At 71.7% G+C, this 19,110-nt stretch carries 16 protein-coding genes; 6 read left to right on the forward strand and 10 right to left on the reverse strand.

Going from position 1 to position 19,110, the window contains the following annotated elements; all coding sequences use genetic code 11:
- The first annotated feature begins 258 nt into the window (after positions 1-258).
- The 4 genes from OG406_RS23170 to OG406_RS23185 all read left to right on the forward strand — a co-directional run bounded on the left by OG406_RS23170 (position 259) and on the right by OG406_RS23185 (position 4,803).
- Positions 259-1,020, forward strand: a complete 762-nt coding sequence (locus tag OG406_RS23170) for a DeoR/GlpR family DNA-binding transcription regulator (RefSeq protein WP_164374048.1) — start codon at positions 259-261, stop codon at positions 1,018-1,020.
- A 160-nt stretch (positions 1,021-1,180) separates the two neighbouring features.
- Complete coding sequence (gene pfkB, locus OG406_RS23175; RefSeq protein ID WP_329187545.1) at positions 1,181-2,134, forward strand: 1-phosphofructokinase; 954 nt, start codon at positions 1,181-1,183, stop codon at positions 2,132-2,134.
- 136 nt (positions 2,135-2,270) lie between these two features.
- The gene (locus tag OG406_RS23180) at positions 2,271-4,436 is read left to right on the forward strand and encodes a PTS fructose transporter subunit IIABC (RefSeq protein WP_329187547.1); all 2,166 of its coding nucleotides are present in this window, start codon (positions 2,271-2,273) and stop codon (positions 4,434-4,436) included.
- Positions 4,437-4,545: 109 nt separating this feature from the next.
- On the forward strand, positions 4,546-4,803 hold the full coding sequence (locus OG406_RS23185) for a hypothetical protein (RefSeq protein WP_164374045.1): 258 nt from the start codon (positions 4,546-4,548) through the stop codon (positions 4,801-4,803).
- Positions 4,804-5,016: 213 nt separating this feature from the next.
- On the opposite strand, the gene OG406_RS23190 is transcribed toward OG406_RS23185, so the two are convergent.
- From OG406_RS23190 to OG406_RS23205, 4 genes are all read right to left on the reverse strand, one after another.
- Positions 5,017-5,766 (reverse strand): DUF6227 family protein, encoded by a 750-nt coding sequence (locus tag OG406_RS23190; protein ID WP_081217785.1) that lies wholly within the window; start codon positions 5,764-5,766, stop codon positions 5,017-5,019.
- 157 nt (positions 5,767-5,923) lie between these two features.
- The gene (locus OG406_RS23195; protein WP_266849531.1) at positions 5,924-7,099 is read right to left on the reverse strand and encodes a L,D-transpeptidase; all 1,176 of its coding nucleotides are present in this window, start codon (positions 7,097-7,099) and stop codon (positions 5,924-5,926) included.
- Positions 7,100-7,322: 223 nt separating this feature from the next.
- A complete protein-coding gene (locus OG406_RS23200; protein WP_329187549.1) occupies positions 7,323-8,351 on the reverse strand; it encodes a P1 family peptidase in 1,029 nt (342 codons plus the stop codon).
- Between the two features lie 69 nt (positions 8,352-8,420).
- Entirely contained in the window at positions 8,421-9,650 is a 1,230-nt protein-coding gene (locus tag OG406_RS23205) for a low temperature requirement protein A (protein ID WP_267051071.1), read from the reverse strand.
- Positions 9,651-9,774: 124 nt separating this feature from the next.
- Here OG406_RS23205 and OG406_RS23210 point away from each other — a divergent pair, with 124 nt between their 5' ends.
- A complete protein-coding gene (locus OG406_RS23210) occupies positions 9,775-9,957 on the forward strand; it encodes a hypothetical protein (protein ID WP_081217781.1) in 183 nt (60 codons plus the stop codon).
- Between the two features lie 22 nt (positions 9,958-9,979).
- On the opposite strand, the gene mscL is transcribed toward OG406_RS23210, so the two are convergent.
- The 6 genes from mscL to OG406_RS23240 form a co-directional block, all read right to left on the reverse strand.
- On the reverse strand, positions 9,980-10,450 hold the full coding sequence (gene mscL, locus OG406_RS23215) for a large conductance mechanosensitive channel protein MscL (protein WP_327409590.1): 471 nt from the start codon (positions 10,448-10,450) through the stop codon (positions 9,980-9,982).
- 114 nt (positions 10,451-10,564) lie between these two features.
- A complete protein-coding gene (locus OG406_RS39440) occupies positions 10,565-10,816 on the reverse strand; it encodes a hypothetical protein (RefSeq protein WP_382752867.1) in 252 nt (83 codons plus the stop codon).
- A 759-nt stretch (positions 10,817-11,575) separates the two neighbouring features.
- Positions 11,576-12,451, reverse strand: coding sequence for an S-methyl-5'-thioadenosine phosphorylase (locus OG406_RS23225; protein WP_266847966.1), 876 nt, complete (start codon positions 12,449-12,451; stop codon positions 11,576-11,578).
- Between the two features lie 129 nt (positions 12,452-12,580).
- The gene (locus OG406_RS23230) at positions 12,581-12,895 is read right to left on the reverse strand and encodes an FmdB family zinc ribbon protein (RefSeq protein WP_329187556.1); all 315 of its coding nucleotides are present in this window, start codon (positions 12,893-12,895) and stop codon (positions 12,581-12,583) included.
- Between the two features lie 68 nt (positions 12,896-12,963).
- Positions 12,964-14,226, reverse strand: a complete 1,263-nt coding sequence (locus tag OG406_RS23235; RefSeq protein WP_327409592.1) for an MFS transporter — start codon at positions 14,224-14,226, stop codon at positions 12,964-12,966.
- 261 nt (positions 14,227-14,487) lie between these two features.
- Positions 14,488-15,999 carry a potassium/proton antiporter gene (locus OG406_RS23240; protein ID WP_384809169.1) on the reverse strand — a complete coding sequence of 504 codons (1,512 nt, stop codon included), beginning with the start codon at positions 15,997-15,999 and terminating at the stop codon, positions 14,488-14,490.
- Between the two features lie 284 nt (positions 16,000-16,283).
- On the opposite strand from OG406_RS23240, the gene OG406_RS23245 reads away from it, so the two are divergent.
- On the forward strand, positions 16,284-19,040 hold the full coding sequence (locus tag OG406_RS23245) for a penicillin acylase family protein (RefSeq protein ID WP_329187560.1): 2,757 nt from the start codon (positions 16,284-16,286) through the stop codon (positions 19,038-19,040).
- The last annotated feature ends 70 nt before the right edge of the window (positions 19,041-19,110 follow it).

Here is a 19,110-nt window from a genome sequence, read left to right on the forward strand (position 1 = left end):
GTGCCGGGCCCCTTCGGGCTTTTCGGCTCTCCTCACGCGAGAGCCCCGGCGGCCCGGGAGTTCCGGCCCCCCCCCGGGTGAGCCCGGCTGCCCGGAGACTCCGGCTCCTCCCAAGAGCCCGTCCGTCCCTGCCGTCTCCCCGTTCCTCTGATGTCCGTTCGTGCCCGAAACGGGCCCGAACCTGTTTACTTCCCGGACGCGGGCGCGTAGCCTCCGTCTGAAACCACAGGTTCGGACATCAGGCGGAGGCGAACGGACATGTACGCACCGGAGCGGCAGCAGGAGATCCTGCGGCTCGCCCGTGACGGCGGCCGGGTGGACGTCCTCTCGCTGGCCGACACCTTCCAGGTCACCGCGGAGACCATCCGGCGGGACCTGAAGGCGCTGGACCGCGCCGGACTGGTGCGCCGGGTGCACGGCGGCGCGATCCCCGCGGGCCGCCTCGACTTCGAGCCGGACCTCGCCGAGCGTGAGTCGACCGCCGCCGACCAGAAGGACCGTATCGCCGAGGCCGCGATCGCCGAACTGCCGCACGACGGCACGGTGATCCTGGACGCCGGCTCCACGGTTGCCCGGCTCGCCGCGTCCCTCCCGCTGGAGGCGACGCTCACCGTCGTCACCCACAGCCTCCCGATAGCCGCCCGCCTCGCCGACCACCCCGGCGTCCAACTGCACCTCGTCGGGGGACGCGTGCGCACCCGGACCCGTGCCGCGGTGGACGCCTGGGCGCTGCGCGCGTACGCCGAGATCCGCGCCGACGTCGTCTTCGTCGCCGCCAACGGCTTCTCGCCCGCGAGCGGACTGACCACGCCCGATCTCGCGGAGGCGGCGGTCAAGCGCGCGGCCCTGCACGCCGCACGCCGGGTCGTCCTGCTCGCGGACTCCTCCAAGAGCGGCCAGGAACACTTCGCGCGGTTCGGCGACCTCGACGAGGTGGACCTGCTGATCACCGACAGCGGGCTCGACCCCGAGGACGCCTCCGCCGTCGAGAGCGGCGGCACCGAAGTGCTCCGCGTCTAGCGACCGCCGCCGGACCCCAGGACGCGCGGCCACCCTGCCGAGAGCCGAGAGCCGAGAGCCGAGAGCCGAGAGCCACCGGCGCCCCGCCGCAGGCCACGTGCCGCGAGCCGGGAAACCACTGGCCACCCGCCGCAGGCCACGTGCCGAGAAACGAGAGCGCATGATCCTCACCGTCACCCCCAACCCCTCGCTGGACCGCACGTACGAGGTCCCGGCCCTCGACCGCGGCGAGGTCATCCGGGCCACCGGGGAACGCGTGGACCCGGGCGGCAAAGGCGTGAACGTCTCCCGGGCGGTCGCCGCCGCCGGACGGCGCACGGTCGCCGTCCTGCCCCTCGGGGGCGCCCCCGGCGCGCTCGTCGCCGAACTCCTCGCGGCCCAGGGCATCGAGGTCGCGCCGGTCCCGGTCGCCGGGGCCACCCGCTCGAACATCTCGGTCGCCGAGCCGGACGGCACCCTGACGAAGATCAACGCGCCCGGCCCCGACCTCTCCGCCGCCGAGGCCGAACTCCTGCTGGAGACCGTCCGCCGCGCCCACCGCCCCGGCGACACCGGTTGGATCACCTGCTGCGGCAGCCTGCCCCGCGGACTCGCCCCGTCCTGGTACGCCGAACTCGTCGCGCGGGCCCACACGGTGGGCGCCCGGATCGCCCTCGACACCTCCGGCCCGGCGCTCCTCGCGGCGCTGCGCGAGCGGCCCGACGTGGTGAAACCCAACGCCGAGGAACTGGCCGCGGCCGTCGGCCGTCCCCTCGCCACGGTGGGCGACGCGGTGAAGGCGGCCGAGGAACTGCGCGCGATGGGCGCGGGCGCCGTGCTCGCGAGCCTCGGCGCCGACGGGCAGGTGCTCGTCGACGCCGCCGGCACCTGGTTCGGCAGCGCCCGCGTCGACACCGTACGCAGCAACGTGGGCGCCGGTGACTCCTCGCTCGCCGGGTTCCTGATCGCCGGGGGCAGCGGGCCGCACGCCCTCGCCTCGGCGGTCGCGCACGGCGCCGCCGCCGTCCAGCTCCCCGGCAGCGTGATGCCGGGCCCGGCCGACCTCGCCCCGGACGCCGTGACCGTCACCACGGAGATCCCGGAGTCCCGCCTCCTGACGGAGCCGGTGTCGTGACCGGCCCCGCCCCCACCGAACTCCACACCCCCGTCCCCACCGAACCCCGTACCCCCGTCCCCACCTCTGTCCCCGTCCCCCCTTCCGTTCCCGCCCATGACTCCCCCCGGGCGATACGCGTGCGAAGGAGCCCGCGATGAGCGAGATGATCACCGCGGACCTGGTCGATCTCGACCTGTCCGCCGACACCAAGGAGGCGGCGGCCCGTGCCCTCGCCGAGCGCATGGCCGCCCTGGGCCGGGTCACCGACCTGGACGGGTTCCTCGCCGACGTGGCCGCCCGCGAGGCCCAGATGCCGACCGGCCTGGACGGCGGCATCGGCATCCCGCACTGCCGCAGCGAACACGTCACGGAACCGACGCTCGCCTTCGGACGCAAGGCCGCCGGGATCGACTTCGGTGCGCCGGACGGCCCCGCCGACCTGATCTTCCTGATCGCCGCCCCGGCGGGCGCGGACGACGCCCACCTCACCATCCTGTCGGCCCTCGCCCGGCAGCTGACGAACACCGCGTTCACCGCCGCACTGCGGGCCGTGGGCGACACGGAGACCGCCGCGGCGCTCATCCGCGGCGACCGGACCCCGGCATCCGCGGACGTGCCCGCAGACGCCGGGAACGCCGAGCGTCCGGAGGGCTCCGGGGCGACGGAGGCGGGCGCGGCCGGCGCGGTGGCCTCCGCCGAGGACACCGCCGTGAGCGGCACGGCCCCGGTGCCGAGTGCGGGCGTCGAGGACGGATCCGACCCGGTGCCCGGCGCCACCGCTGCTCCGGACGGCCGCCCGTTCCGTGTCGTCGCCGTCACCTCCTGCCCCACCGGCATCGCGCACACCTACATGGCGGCAGAGTCCCTGGAGAACGCGGGCCGCGAGGCCGGGATCGAACTCGTCGTGGAGACGCAGGGGTCGGCCGGCTTCACCCGCCTCGACCCGGCGGTGATCGCGGCCGCCGACGGCGTGATCCTCGCCCACGACGTGCCCGTACGGGAGAAGGAACGCTTCGCCGGGAAGCCGACCGTCGACGTCGGGGTGAAGGCGGGGATCAACCGTCCCGCCGAACTCGTCGCCGAGGTACGGGAGAAGGCCGCCCGCGGCGAGGTCACCGCCGGATCGGCGCCGGGCTCCGCCGCCGGCTCGGCCTCCGGCACGCCCGTCGAGCGCACCGGCGGCACCGGCGACGGCTACGGCACCCGGCTCCGCACCTGGCTGATGTCCGGGGTGAGTTACATGGTCCCGTTCGTCGCCGCGGGCGGTCTGCTCATCGCCCTCGGCTTCGCGATCGGCGGCTGGCAGGTCAACAAGGCACCGTCCGTCATGGACCACTTCGTATGGACCCAGGCGGACAGCTGGGGCGCGCTGCTGTTCCAGATCGGCGGCGTCGCCTTCAACTTCCTGATCCCCGTCCTGGCCGGCTACATCGCCTACGGCATGGCGGACCGGCCCGGTCTCGTCCCCGGGTTCGTCGGCGGCTCGATCGCCCTCACCATCAACGCGGGCTTCCTCGGCGGCCTCGCGGCGGGCCTGATCGCCGGCGGCGTGGTCATGGCGATCCAGAAGGTCCGCATTCCGGCGGCGGTGCGCGGCATCATGCCGGTGGTGGTGATCCCGCTGATCTCCTCGGCGGTCGTCGGATTCCTGATGTTCGTGGTGATCGGCAAGCCCATCGCGTCCGCGCAGAAGGGCATGACCGACTGGCTGAACGGCCTCACCGGCGCGAACGCCGTCCTGCTCGGCGCCCTCCTCGGCCTGATGATGTGCTTCGACCTCGGCGGCCCGGTCAACAAGGTCGCCTACACCTTCGCCACCGCGGGGATCGCCGTCGCGAACCCCGGCGACTCGGCGATGAAGATCATGGCGGCCGTGATGGCGGCGGGCATGGTCCCGCCGCTGGCGATGGCCCTCGCGACGACCGTGCGCGCCCGCCTCTTCACCCCGACCGAGCGCGAGAACGGCAAGGCCGCCTGGGTGCTGGGCGCCTCCTTCATCACCGAGGGCGCGATCCCCTTCGCCGCCGCCGATCCGCTGCGCGTCATCCCCTCCGCGATGGCGGGCGGCGCCGTCACCGGCGCCCTGTCGATGACGTTCGGTGCCACGCTGCGCGCCCCGCACGGCGGCATCTTCGTGGTCCCGCTGATCGGCAACCCGTTCCTCTACCTCATCGCCGTCGCCGCAGGCGTCGGTGTCACCACCGCTCTGGTCGTCGTCCTGAAGGGCCTGCGCCAGCGGTCCCCGTCGGGTGCCGGCGCCGAGAGCACCGGCACCGGCGCGGTGTCCCCGGCCGGTTCGAAGGAGCCGGTCGCGGCCTGAACCGCCTGCCACCGTGCCCCTTTGGGGCATCTGTGAGGCGTTCACCGCTTCTGCGAGATGCGTCACGGTCCGGGGCCAAAGTCCCGGACCGTGGTGTCTACTGGGGCGCATGCCCGAGCACGTGTCGATCCTCCAGCTGACCGGCGTGGCGTTCCTCGCGCTGGCGACCGTCGTCTGGGTCGTCGGCCTGGCCCGCCTGCTGCGCGGCGGCCCTTCCGTCACCATGGCGCCGCATCCCGGCGAGGCGCTCCGGGCACTGCCCGGTCAGCGCGACCACGGCCCCGACACGGAAGCCGTGGAACTGACCCCCGAGGAACGCGTCGCCTTCGCGCGCCTGGTACGGCAGTTCAGCGACAGCCGTCCGTAGGACGGGTCCGCCAGGCCGCGCACCGGGTCGGCGGAGTCGGACAACCACGTCCGACGGCCAGACCGGGCCGGCCGAATCGGTTCAGCCGCGCCTGGGCGGGCCGAGCCGGGCCGGGTGGGCCGAGCCAGGTGGGCCACATCGCGTCAGCCGGCTCGCGTCAGTCGGCTCGCGTCAGCCGAGCCGGGTGGGTCGCATCGCGTCAGCCGAGTCGGGTCAGCCGAGTCGGGCCGCGCGCCGTTCCATGGCGTCCCGTGCCGCGTCCTCCGTGGCGTACACCTCGCACATGTGCCGGCGGTCCGGTGTCGCCGTGTGCTCGACCTCCCACAGGGAGATCTCCCGCCCGTCCCGCAGCAGGAACGCGTGCTCGTACAGCGAGAAGGACAACCCCGCCTGGCCGGTGCGTCCGGGGCGGCCGAAGGCCTGGGTGATCTGGTGCGCGAAGGCCTCGCGCAGCAGCAGTGCCGACAGCTCGGCGTCCGGCCCGTCCGCGTTCTCCGCGCGGCGCAGGAGCCGACGCGCGTGATCGGCGGAGGCGTCGGGCACGTAGGTGTGCCGAGGCTCGGGAATCGACGAAAGCTGCACGAACGCGGGCAGTTCGAAGTCCGGTGCGTCCGGCGGGAGGGCGAGCCGGGCCGTGGCCGCGCGCACCTCCTCCTCGTCGATGTACACCTCGTGCTGTGCGTCGCGGCCGACCGCCGTGTTGTGCACCAGCTCCCACAGGGTGACGGCGGAGCCGTCGGAGAGCAGCCACGTGTGCCGGTACGTCTCCCGGTGCAGTCCGGCGCTGTGGTGCGCAGAGTGCAACGAGCTGTCGTGCGCCAGCGCGCAGTCGAGAAGCCGTATCGTCTCGTCGGGCAGCTCGAACGAGTTCAGGGCGCGGCCCAGAAGCCTTTCGAGATGCTCCTCCGGAGACTCGGGCGACTCGGGTGGTTCGTACGCTGCTGTCTCGTACGGAACGCTCAAGGTTTCTCCCGGCGTTGCTGCATGTCACCTTGTGGGTGCATACCGTAGCCCCTCGGTCGGACATCATGTCCGCGAACCGAGAAAACGTACGGACGGAAAACGGGCGGGCCGGGCGGGGAGTTCCCGCGCGGCCCGCCCGGCCCTCAAAAGGCCCTCGTCAGAGGGCACTTCCGGCGGTCCAGGCACTCCACGACATGTTCCAGCCGTTGAGCCCGTTGTCCGGCGCGACCGTCTTGTCGGGCGAGTTCTTGACCGTCACGACGTCCCCGACGAGCGAGTTGTCGAAGAACCACTTGGCGGGGGTGGCGCCCTGCGTGCCCTGCTCGTCGGCGAGGCCGACACAACCGTGGCTGGTGCCCTGCCGGCCGAAGGGCGCGTTCCCGCGGCTGTACCAGTAGTTGCCGTGGATGAACGTCCCCGACGACGTCAGACGCATCGCGTGCGGCACGTCGGGGATGTCGTACTCGCCGCCGTATCCGACCGTCGAACCGTTCATCCGCGTCCGCTCGAACTTCTCCGAGATCACCATCTGCCCGTTGTACGTGGTGTGCTCGGGGCTGCCCGCCGAGATCGGCACGCTCTTGACGGTCTTCCCGTCCCGCACGACCGTCATCGTCTGGGTGTTCACGTCGACCGTGGAGACCTGGGAGCGGCCGACGGTGAAGGCGACGGTCTTCTTCTGCACCCCGTAGACGCCGTCGGCGCCCTCGACGCCGTCCAGGTCGATCTTCATCGTGACCTTGGAGCCGGCCTTCCAGTACGTCTCGGGCCGGAAGTCGAGGCGCTGCGTCCCGAACCAGTGGCCCACGACCTGCTGGCCGGTGCTGGAGGTGACCCTGATGTGCGACTGGACGGTCTTCCTGTCGCCGATCGCCTTGTCGAAGGTGAACGACACCGGCATGCCGACCCCGACCGTGGAGCCGTCGTCCGGCGTGTACGTGCCGATGAAGCTGTTGCCCGAAGAGACCGTGGTGAAGATGGAGTTGGCCGCCGCGGTCCGCCCGTCGGCGTCCTTCGCCGTCGCCGAGATCTGGTACTTCGTGCCCCGCTCCAGCTGCTCCTTCGGCTTCCAGGAGCCGCCGTCCGCCGCGATCGCCCCCGGCACGGCCGTCCCGGCTCCGGCGACCGTCATCTTCACGTCGGTCAGCCTGCCGTGGCTCACCTTCACGCCCGTCGCGTTGATGGACGCGCTCGTCGAGCCGTCCTTCGCCGAGATGACGATCCGTGCCGTGGACGTCCGGGCGGAGTTCCCGCCGCCCTTGCCGTCCTTGCCGCTGGTGGTGTCGGCGCTGGCGTCGCCGCCGCAGGCGGTGAGGGTGAGAGCGCCGATCATCAGGGCGGCACAGGCCCCCAGTGCGCGTGCTGTCCTCTTCGGCGTTGTCACGTCTGCTCCCCGTTGTCGTCGTCTGCGGCGTCCGCTGCGGTACGGGGAGAAAGAGCGAGCGGCGCCGGGAGGGGTTCCCGCCGACTCGGGCCGGGGACCGTCACGTGACACAACCAGGACAATCGCCCGCCCGACGGCCGGAAACCCCTGGGCCGGCCGCCCGGATCAGGCCCTACCCCCTCCCATAGAGCTCCTCGTACGACGGCCACACGCCGCCCGGCCCCTCCACCGGACCGGCGGCGCGCACGGCCCGCACGATGGCGCGCGTCACCAGGTCCGCGCCCGCCGCCAGGATCTCGTTCAACGCGAGCGGGTTCCCGGCGTCGAGCGCCCGCGCGCCCGTGGCCAGCGCGAACACCGTGTCCCCGTCGTTCAGCAGATGCACCGGGCGTACGGCGCGCGCGATCCCGTCGTGCGCCGTGCCCGCGAGCTTCTGCGCCTGCGCGCGCGTCAGATCGGCGTCGGTCGCGACCACGGCCAGGGTGGTGTTCAGCGGCGGCGGCGCGTTCCTCGCCGCGGTCTCCGCGAGCCGCCGCCGAGCGGCCTCGTGCACCGACCCGGCCGGATACTCCGCACGTCCCACCGTCAACTCCCCGTACAGCGCGCCCGTCACCGGTTCCACCGCCGAGCCCGCCGCGTTGGCCACCACCAGCGCGCCGACCGTGATCCCGGACTCCAGCACGACGCTCGCCGTTCCGACCCCGCCCTTGATCTCCCCGACCACCGCTCCTGTTCCGGCACCCACCCCTCCCTCGGGCACCTCGGCGCCCGGCTCGCTCGCGTCGGCCGCCTCGACCGCGGCCCGACCGGTGGCGGCGTCCGGCCGGCACCGGAAGCTCCCGCCCCGGCCCAGGTCGAAGACGCAGGCGGCGGGCACGACCGGGACGACGTGCAGCGGGTCGGGGCCCACCCGTACCCCGCGCCCCCGCTCCTCCAGCCAGGCCATCACGCCCGAGGCCGCGTCCAGCCCGTAGGCGCTGCCGCCGGTCAGCACCACCGCCTCGACCTTCTGCACGAGGTTGCGGGGATCGAGCGCGTCGGTCTCCTTGGTGCCGGGCCCGCCGCCCCGCACGTCCACGGCGGCGATCGCACCGCCTTCGGGGGTGAGCACGACCGTCGTCCCCGTGAGCCACCCGTCGCCGGTACGCGTCGCGTGCCCCACCCGCAGACCGGCCACATCCGTCAGAGCGTCAACTGTCATGCGCCCAGTGTTCCCCGGCACCTGCCCCGGCCCACTGCAGCCGCATCGGGAACCCCGGCCCCCGCGTGCCTACGCGCCCGCGTCCACCGGCGCCTCCCGCGTCACCATCCGTGCCGTCAGCACCACACCCACCGCCACGGCCAGCGCCGCGACGATCCCCGCGGCGGGCACCGCCCAGTCGCCGAGGAACGTGCACAGGATGATCAGCAGGGCGGTGGTCGGCAGGACGAGCTGCTGACCGATGCCCACCTTGAAGTAGCGCGAGTGCAGCACCCACACGGCGAGGAAGTACAGCGCGGTCGGCAGGGTCACGGCGGCGGACGCCGCGAGGGTCGAGACGTGTGCCGTGCCCACCGCCTGCTCGACCGCGACCTCCAGGCCGGCGCCGATCGCGGCGGCCGACGCGAAGATCAGATAGTGCCCGTACCCCCACAGGAACGCCTGTCCGCTGGTCCGCAGGTGTCCGTGGATCGGGACCACGAAGTAGATCCACCAGGCGGCGAACACGATCAGCAGCCCGCCCGCCGCGATCGGCAGCAACTCGCCGAGGGCGTCGTGCTCGTCCACCGCCGACTTCACCGCGACCGTGGCCGCGGCGATCGTCTCGCCCAGCACGATGATCGTGAACAGCCCGTAGCGCTCGGAGATGTGGTGCGGGTGCCAGGACGTCGAGTAGTCCTTCTCCGCGAACAGCGGCACGCACAGCTCGGCGATCACCACGACCAGGAACACCCACGGCAGGGCTCCCTCGGGCGTGAACAGCAGACCGAGCCAGCCGACCTGGCAGAGCAGCACGCCGCCCGCGTAGCGCAGCGCCATCGTTCTCTCGGCGCCCTCCGTGGAGCGCGCCACCCGCAGCCACTGGGCGATCATCGCCAGCCGCATGATCACGTAGCCGATCCAGACGACCAGGAAGTCATGGCTCTCGAACGCCTTCGACACCCCGGCGGCCAGCACCAGCACGCCCGCGATCTGCACCAGCGTGACGACCCGGTAGAGCACGTCGTCGTTGTCGTACGCCGACGCGAACCAGCTGAAGTTCATCCACGCCCACCAGATGGCGAAGAAGACCATCGCGTAGTTGAGGATGCCCTTGCCCGCGTGTCCCTCGGCCACGGCGTGCACCAGCTCGGCGCCGGCCTGGGAGATGGCCACCACGAAGCACAGGTCGAAGAAGAGCTCCAGCGGTGACGCCACCCGGTGGGCCTCGTCGCGCCCGCGGGCGGTCATTCTGCGCAGGGGCCGACGGCCCGCGGGCCGTGCCGCCGCGGTGGGCTCGGGAGTGGAACGGGAGGTCATGCGGCCAAGCACAGCAGAAAAGCGGAGCGAATTCGTGTGAAGGAGGTCACCCGCGGTCGTGGCGCCGAAGTCCCCCGGACGCCGCCGGGCGGGTGCCGTGCCGCCCGAGACGTACTCTGGAGGCATGAGTACCGCCCCCGCCTCCGAACCGCGCGATCCGAAGCCGGCGCTGGTCTTCGACGACCCGCTGAGCCAGCAGTCCTCGGACGACACGGACCGCGGATGGGGAGAGCAGGCCGACAGCACCGGTGACAGTGCCGCCGACCTGAAGCGCTTCCTCGACGAGAAGCCGCCCCACCACATCTGAGCGCGGCCCGGGGCCCCCGCCGTCAGCTTTCGCGGTGGCCGTTCCCCCGCTGGGCGACCAGCGCGTCGCGGATCTCCTTGAGCACCTCCAGCTCGGTCACGTCCATGACCTCCTTGGTGTTCTCCTTCGCCTTCTGGCGGGCGGCCTGCCGGGCCAGGAACTTGGCCATGGGCAGCACCATCAGGAAGTACACGACGGCGGCCGTGATCACGAAGCTGAGCGTGGCGCCCAGCACCGAACCCCACATGATGCGGATGCCCTCGGCGGTGTCGCCGGTTCCGCGACACGGGCTCTGCAGGCACGAGCTGTAGTTGTCGAGGTTCTTCGTCCCGATCGCCCCGACCACCGGGTTGATGATGCCCTTCACCACGGAGTTGACGATGTTGGTGAAGGCCGCGCCGATGACCACCGCGACGGCCAGGTCGATCACGTTGCCGCGCATCAGGAAGGCCTTGAAGCCCTCCCAGACGCCGGGCTGCTGCTTGTCGCTCACCAGGAGGCCCCTCTGCACAAGTCGTGGAACAAACAGCTCCGAAACCTACGGCAGGGCCTGCCGGGCGTGTCCAATTGGGTCGCTCCAACGAGGGACTTGACACGGTTCCTCCCCTCATCGCAACGTCACCGCCAGCCGTGACGTCGTGCCCGCGCCGGCCAGGCGCACGGCCGTCGGGCGGGGCACGGCGAGGACCACCAGCGCGCCGGTCTCGGTGGCGCCGACGTCCGGCACCTCGGTGACGCGCGCACCGGTCGCCACCACCCGCACGGCGCCACGGCTGTCCGCGGCCACCACGTCCACGCGGTCACCGGGGTGCAGCAGTCCGACCGTCGCACCGTCGGCGATCCGGACGGGGGCCGTCACGGTGCGGACAGGGCGCGTCCCGCGTGCGCGAGCAGGGTCGGATCCGTCGGCTGAGGCGGCCACCGAGCCCGCGGGCCGAGCGGGCGCCGGATGTCCGCGTGCCCCTTCGGCGTCCTGCGGGCCGGCCGCCACGAGAGCGGCCGCCGTCATCGCCAGGCCCGCGGCGATCGCCCGCCTCCGGTGCCTGACGAGGCGCCGCAGCCGGTACCGCCCGCCGCGCACGTGGACCGGCGCGAAGAGCGGAACGGCGCAGGTCGGAGGAGCGTCCCCGCCAGGTGGACGGTCGAGTCCCGTGAGCTGTGCCCGAGAAGGGCGTGGGTGCGGGTCATGGGACGGTGCCGGCCGCTGTGACCGCGGATGGAGCGATGCCGCCTGCTGCGGGTGCCGGGGGAGTTGGGCCCGCCGGGTGAGCTGGGCGGGGCGGGTGTACTGAGCCATGGAGACCACCACCTGTGACGAGGGACCGGCTTGCGATCCCACGATGAGGCCTCGCGGCGAAGCCCGCCGGAGCCGGTGGACGGCCGACGGATTGTGGACAACTCCCTCACCCGAACGGGAGATTCCTGCCTGTGCGCGGGCCGGGCGGGCCGGCTCCACCGACGGTGGGGCTCACCGGCGTCACCGCCGAGGAGGCTCACTGGCGCCACAGCCCGTGAGCCCCCGCCCGTCACTCACCGCCCCCGCGTCCCGAGATACGGCGCCCCGACCCCGTAACGGCAACCCGGCGGGACCCGCCCCGAAGTCCCCGGCGGAGTGCGCCTACGGCAGCTCGAACCCGGGATCCATCCCGCCCAGGGCCGTCGTGCACAGGCAGTCCCGGGAGCCGTTCTCCGGGAGCCCCGCGACCGCGTCGAAGAGCACGCCCCGCAGCCGGTCCACGTTCGCCGCGAACACCTTCAGCACGTCGTCGTGGGAAACGCCCTCGCCGCTCTCGGCGCCCGCGTCCAGGTCGGTGACCAGCGTCAACGAGGTGTAGCAGAGCTCCAGTTCGCGGGCCAGCGCCGCCTCGGGGTGACCGGTCATGCCGACCACCGACCAGCCCTGTGCCTGGTGCCAGAGGGACTCGGCCCGGGTGGAGAAGCGGGGGCCCTCCACGACGACGAGCGTGCCGCCGTCCACCGGCTCCCAGTTCCGGCCGCGCGCCGCTTCCAGGGCGACCTTGCGGCCGACGGGGCAGTAGGGGTCGGCGAGGGACACGTGCACCACGTTCGGCACCGAGTCGTCCGGCAGCGGCAGCCCGTCGAAGTAGGACTGGGCCCGCGCCTTCGTACGGTCCACGAACTGGTCCGGCACGAGCAGGGTTCCGGGCCCGTACTCCTCGCGCAGACCGCCCACGGCGCACGGCCCGAGGATCTGGCGTGCGCCGACGGAGCGCAGCGCCCACAGGTTGGCCCGGTAGTTGATGCGGTGCGGCGGCAGGTGGTGGCCGCGGCCGTGGCGGGGGAGGAAGGCGACCCGCCGGCCGGCGATCTCGCCGAGGAACAGGGAGTCGCTGGGCGGCCCGTAGGGGGTGTCGACCTGGAGTTCGGTCACGTCGTCGAGGAAGGAGTAGAAGCCCGAGCCGCCGATGACACCGATCTCGGCCCGGTCCGCCTGCTCGCCGGCCGGGCTCTGTGGGTTGTCCGTATTCGCCATGGACCGCACCCTAACCGGGCCGGAGAAACACCGAAGACCCCGTCGTCGTAGGGCGACGGGGTCGGGTGCGAACGAGCCGTGAGAGGTCTCCCGGGGCCGGGGCGGTCGCCCTGGCCGGCCGGAGAGGTCCTAGGCGGCGGAGCTGCCGGCCGAGCCGGAGCCCGACGACTTCGAGTCCGAGGACGACGAACCGGACGTCGACTTCGAGTCGGACGACGCCGCGGTGGACGTCGACGGCTTGGACGCGGGCGAGCTGCTCGACGAGGAGCCGCGGCTGTCATTGCGGTAGAAGCCGGAGCCCTTGAAGACAATGCCGACGGCCGAGAACACCTTCTTCAGGCGGCCACCGCAGTTGGGGCACTCGGTCAGGGCATCGTCGGTGAACTTCTGCACCGCCTCGAGGCCCTCGCCACACTCGGTGCACTGGTACTGGTAGGTCGGCACTTGTCTTCCTCCTGGCACTCTCACTCAATGAGTGCTAACGACGGTCCATAGTGACGTATTCCGCGGGATCAGTCCACTGTCACCGGCACTCGGTGACCGACGCCACGTGCGACCGTCCGGCTCGGGGCGCTCGTGGTGAGGCGTGACCGCAGGGTCAGGAGTGTCGCCAGCGCAAGGACCGTACCGGCCATCGGCACCAGGAAGCCGGCGCCGTCCCAGGCGTGGTCCTCCAACTGGCCGGCGACCGTGACGGCCGCCGCCTGGCCGAGCGCGACCGCGCCGGTGAGCCAGGTGAAGGCCTCGGTGCGGGCCCCCTGCGGGACCAGGCTCTCGACCAGGGTGTAGCCGGTGATCAGGGCCGGGGCGATGCACATGCCGACCAGGAGGCCGATTCCGGAGAGCACGACCACGGAGTGCGCGGCCCACAGTCCGGAGGCGGTCAGCGCGAGGGCGGCGTACCCGACGAGGAGCCGTCGCTGCGGGGCGACCTTCCAGGCGACGGCGCCGCAGACGATGCCGGAGACCATGTTGCCCGCCGCGAAGACGCCGTACAGGACGCCGTTCAGGCCGGGCTCGCCGATCGACTCGCTGAACGCGGCCAGGGAGACCTGCATGCCTCCGAAGACGGAGCCGATACCCAGGAACGTGACGATGAGGACGCGCACCCCGGGGACGCGCAGCGCGGAACCGTGGTCCACGCGCGTGTGCCGGTCGGCGGAGACGGAGGGCTGGGTGCTCCGCTGGGCGGCGAACAACAGGCCGCCGACGAGGGTCAGCGAGGCCTCCGTGAGCAGGCCGGCCGCGGGGTTGACGGCCGTACACAGGGCGGTGGCGAGCAGCGGGCCGAAGACGAAGGTCAGTTCGTCCGTGACGGACTCGAAGGCCGCCGCGGTCGTCATGAGGGGGGAGCCCTGGAGCTTCACGCCCCAGCGGGCCCGCACCATGGGGCCGACCTGGGGCACCGAGGCGCCGGTGGGCACCGCGGCGGCGAAGAGCGCCCACAGCGGGGCGTCCGCCAGTGCCAGCGCGGTCAGGGAGAGGCCCGCCACGGCGTGCACGAGGACGCCCGGCAGCAGGACGGCCCGCTGTCCGTGGCGGTCGGCCAGCCGGCCGGTGAAGGGCGCGAACAGGGCCATGGCGACGCCGGTCACGGCCGCGACGGCGCCGGCCGCTCCGTAGGAGCCGGTGGTGTGCTGCACGAGCAGCACGATGGAGATCGTCAGCATGGCGAACGGCTGCCGTGCGGCGAATCCGGGAAGCAGGAACGTCCAGGCGCCGCGGGTGCGCAGCAGTTGGCCGTATCCAGGACGGGAAGTGACCGTGGATGCCACGGCCCGTGCCTTTCTGCCGCCTGGTAGCGCGCCCGTGCGGGGGCGCCGAGAGCTGTCCTCTTGCGCGGATCTGCGGTAGATACCGGCGTCCTCGGCAGGAGGGCGTCACGGCCGCCATACGGTCGCGCCAGCTCTGCGTCAGGCAGAGTTGGTCCGATCTAGGTGTGCCTTCATCGTACAGGGGTCGGGCCTCCCCTCGCCTGTGAAAGCGAGCACCGTGGCAACGTACGCCTGGGAATGCCCGCCGTCCCCAGTGTCCCGTTAAAGGCCCTTTTGGTGGGCCGTGTGGCCGCGCTGGTTCTCCGTGGCAACCTCGCCGGTGCCCAGCCAGCCGGCCAGCTTGCCGCCCTGGCCCACCGCGCGGAGCCGCTTCTCGGCGGCGTCCCGGACCGGGTCGGTGGCCACCACCAGCAGCTCGTCGCCGAGCCGCAGCACCGTCGTGGGCATCGGCACGAAGGACTTCCCCTCGCGGACGACGAGGGTGACCGCGGCGCCCGGGGGCATCCGCAGCTCGCCCACCTCGACCCCGTGCATCCGGGACCCCTCGGGGATGGAGACCGACAGCAGGTGGCCGCGCAGCCGCTCCAGGGGGGCCGACTCGATGCCCAGGTCGGCGGCGCCGGGGGATGCTCCGAGCCGGAGCTTGCGGGCCAGCCAGGGCAGGGTCGGGCCCTGGACGAGGGTGTAGACGACGACCAGGACGAAGACGATGTTGAAGATGCGCCGGCTGTCCGAGACGCCGTTCACCATGGGGATGGTCGCCAGGATGATGGGCACGGCGCCGCGCAGGCCCGCCCAGGAGAGCAGGGTCTGCTCCTGCCAGGGCATGCGGAAGGGCGCCAGGCTGACGATCACGCTGAGGGGCCGCGCCACCATGGTCAGAATCAGGCCGACGAGCAGGGCGGGCACGATGTCGTCGCCCATCTCGTGCGGTGTGACCAGCAGGCCGAGCAGGACGAACATGCCGATCTGGGCGATCCAGCCGAGCCCCTCGGCGAAGCCGCGGGTGGCGGGCCAGTGCGGGAGCTTGGCGTTGCCCAGCAGCATCGAGGCGAGGTAGACGGCGAGGAATCCGCTGCCGTGCGCGAGGGCCCCCGCGGCGTAGGCGACGACCGCGATGGCCATCACGGCGATCGGGTAGAGGCCGGAGGCGGGCAGCGCCACGTGCCGCAGCCCGAAGGAGCCGAGCCAGCCGACCGCGATCCCGATGGCGGCGCCGATCGCGAGTTCCAGGGCTATCTCGCCGACCAGCGCGTACCAGTGCTCCACCGGTCCGGCGGTGGAGAAGGCGACGACGAGGATGACCACAGGGGCGTCGTTGAAGCCGGACTCGGCCTCCAGGATGCCCGTCACGCGCGCGGGGAGGGGGATCTTCCGCAGGACGGAGAAGACCGCCGCGGCGTCCGTCGAGGACACCACCGCCCCGACGATGAGGGCCTGCCGCCAGTCCAGGTCGATCAGGTAGTGCGCCGCCGTCGCGGTGACACCGACGCTCACCGCGACACCCACCAGTGCCAGCGAGGAGGCCGCCGGGAGCGCCGGCTTGATCTCCTTCCACTTCGTGCCGAGTCCGCCCTCGGCCAGGATCACGACCAGGGCCGCGTACCCGATGACCTGGGTCAGTTCGGCACTGTTGAAGTGGACGTCGCCGATGCCGTCCTGGCCCATGGCGACGCCGATCCCCAGGTACACGAGCAGGGTGGGGAGCCCGCTGCGTGAGGAGATCCGGACCGCCGCCACGGCGACGAGGAGGACGAGCGCGCACACGAGCAGGAGCTGGTTGAGGTGGTGGACAGTCAGGGGCTGTTCCTTTCTCGCCGATCCGGTCCCGCCGGGACGAGTACGCGGATCCGAGCACCGGAAGCCGGGTACTTCAGTGCAAGTACTTCGTTACCTTACCTAACTCTTGACGCTTTCTTGACGTTCCGGGAGGCAAGATCGAACGCCCGTGCTTCTCGGTTCCCCACTCCGCGTCAAGGCGCGGTTGGCCCTGCGCCTATGGTTGCTCCAGCACTCCAGGACCGCCTGCCGCTCGCGTTAGGACAGCAAGGACAGCGATGCCCCCCAACACCACCGCCTCTTCCGGCCAAAAGCCCGGCAAGTCCGGCAGGAAGAAGGGGCGCAAAGCCCGACTGTTCTTGATTGTCCTGGTTCTTGCCATCATCGGGGGCATCGCCTTCGGCGCGTACTGGAGCGTCAGCACCGTGCGCGCCTCCTTCCCGCAGACCAAGGGCTCCATAAAGCTCGACGGTCTGTCGGGGCCGGTGAACGTGAAGCGCGACGGCAACGGCATCCCCCAGGTCTACGCCTCGTCCGACGAGGACCTGTTCATGGCCCAGGGCTTCGTCCAGGCGCAGGACCGGTTCTACGAGATGGACGTGCGCCGCCACATGACCTCGGGCCGGCTGTCCGAGATGTTCGGCAAGGGCCAGGTCAAGAACGACGAGTTCCTGCGCACGCTGGGCTGGAACCGGGTGGCGCAGAAGGAGTACGACACCAAGCTGTCGGCCTCCACGAAGAAGCACCTCCAGGCGTACGCCAAGGGAGTCAACGCCTACCTGAAGGGCAAGGACGGCAAGGAAATCTCCCTGGAGTACGCCGCCCTCGGCTTCAGCAACGACTACACGCCCCAGCAGTGGACCCCGGTCGACTCCGTGGCCTGGCTCAAGGCGATGGCCTGGGACCTGCGCGGCAACATGCAGGACGAGATCGACCGCTCCCTGATGACGAGCCGGCTCGGACCGAAGCAGATCGCCGACCTGTACCCGGAGTACCCGTACAGCCGGAACAAGGCGATCGTCCAGGAGGGCGCGTACGACAGCGTCACCGGGACGTACGCGCGGACCGGCACCGCCTCGGGCGCGTCGTCCACGGCGGGCACGGGGCTCACGGGCAACACCGAGGCACCCGCCGGCTTCCAGAGCCAGCTCTCGGGCCTCTACGACGTGCTCGACAAGGTGCCCACCGCCGTCGGCGTCAACGGCAACGGCATCGGCTCCAACTCCTGGGTCGTCTCGGGCAGCCACACCATCACCGGCAAGCCGCTGCTCGCCAACGACCCCCACCTGTCGGCCTCGCTGCCCTCGGTCTGGTACCAGATGGGCCTGCACTGCACGGCGCTCTCCGCCAAGTGCCAGTACGACGTCGCCGGCTACACCTTCGCGGGGATGCCCGGCGTGGTCATCGGCCACAACCAGGACATCGCCTGGGGCATGACCAACTCCGGGGTCGACGTCACCGACCTCTACCTGGAGAAGATCACCGGCGAGGGCTACGAGTACGACGGCAAGGTCCGGCCCTTCAGTACCCGCAAGGAGACCATCAAGGTCGCGGGCGGTGCGAGCAAGACGATCGTGGTCCGGTCGACCGAGGACGGCATGCCGCTGCTCTCCGACCGCGACGACGAACTGGTCAAGGTCGGCAAGAAGGCCACCGTCGACGCCGGGGCGCCCGACCGCGGGGACGGCTACGCCATCGCGCTGCGCTGGACCGCGCTGGACCCCGGCAACTCGATGGACGCCGTCTTCGAGATGGACAAGGCGTCGGACTGGACCGAGTTCCGCAAGGCGTCCACGTCGTTCGACGTGCCCTCGCAGAACCTCGTGTACGCCGACACCGAGGGCAACATCGGCTACCAGCTGCCGGGACGGATCCCGACGCGCGCCGAGGGCGACGACGGTTCGCTGCCCTCGCCCGGCTGGGAGTCCAAGTACCGCTGGACCGGTTACATCAAGCAGTCCGCGCTGCCCTACGAGTACAACCCGAAGCGCGGGTACATCGTCACCGCGAACCAGGCGGTCGTCGACAAGGACAAGTACCCCTACACGCTCACCACGGACTGGGGTTACGGCACGCGCAGCCAGCGGATCAACGACCTGATCGAGTCGAAGATCAACGGCGGCGGCAAGATCTCCACCGACGACATGCGGCAGATGCAGCTCGACAACAGCAGCGAGATCGCCAAGCTGATCGTGCCGAAGCTGCTCAAGATCGACGTGGCCGACCCGGACGTCCGGCAGGCGCAGAAGCTCCTGGAGGGCTGGGACTACACCCAGGACTCCGACTCCGCGGCGGCCGCCTACTTCAACGCCACCTGGCGCAACATCCTCAAGCTCGCCTTCGGCAACAAGCTGCCCAAGGAACTGCGGGTCAAGGGCCAGTGCCTGAACGTCGACCGGGTCGACACCACGGGCCCCGCGGACGCGGACCAGAAGGTGCGCGAGTGCGGCGAGCGCGACGCGGACCAGGCGCAGCCGGACGGCGGCGACCGCTGGTTCGAGGTCGTCCGCAAGATCATCAACGATGAGAAGAACGACTGGTGGCAGCTGCCGAAGACGCGCACCCAGAAGGCGACCGACACGCGTGACGAGCTGTTCGGCCGCGCTCTGCGGGACGCCCGCTGGGAGCTCACCGCCAAGCTCGGCAAGGACATCGACACCTGGAGCTGGGGCCGGCTGCACCGCCTGTTCCTGAAGAACCAGACCCTCGGTACCGAAGGCCCCCGTTTCCTCCAGTACATGCTCAACCGCGGCCCGTGGAAGCTCGGCGGCGGCGAGGCGACGGTCAACGCGACCGGCTGGAACGCGGCGGGCGGCTACGGCGTGGTGTGGGTCCCCTCGATGCGGATGGTCGTGAACCTCGGCGACCTCGACAAGTCGAAGTGGATCAACCTGTCGGGAGCCAGCGGGCACGCGTACAGCGCGCACTACACGGACCAGACGGACCTGTGGGCCAAGGGCGAACTCCTGCCCTGGGCCTTCTCGGACAAGGCCGTCGACAAGAGGACCAGCGACACCCTCGTCCTCGAACCGTGACGGTGCCGGAGACCGGCGGGGTGTGACGCCCCGCCCCCGGCCCGGCCGAAGTGGCCCTCCACGCACGCGT

Origin of the sequence: Streptomyces sp. NBC_01428, from assembly GCF_036231965.1 — a bacterium.
GTDB lineage: Bacteria > Actinomycetota > Actinomycetes > Streptomycetales > Streptomycetaceae > Streptomyces.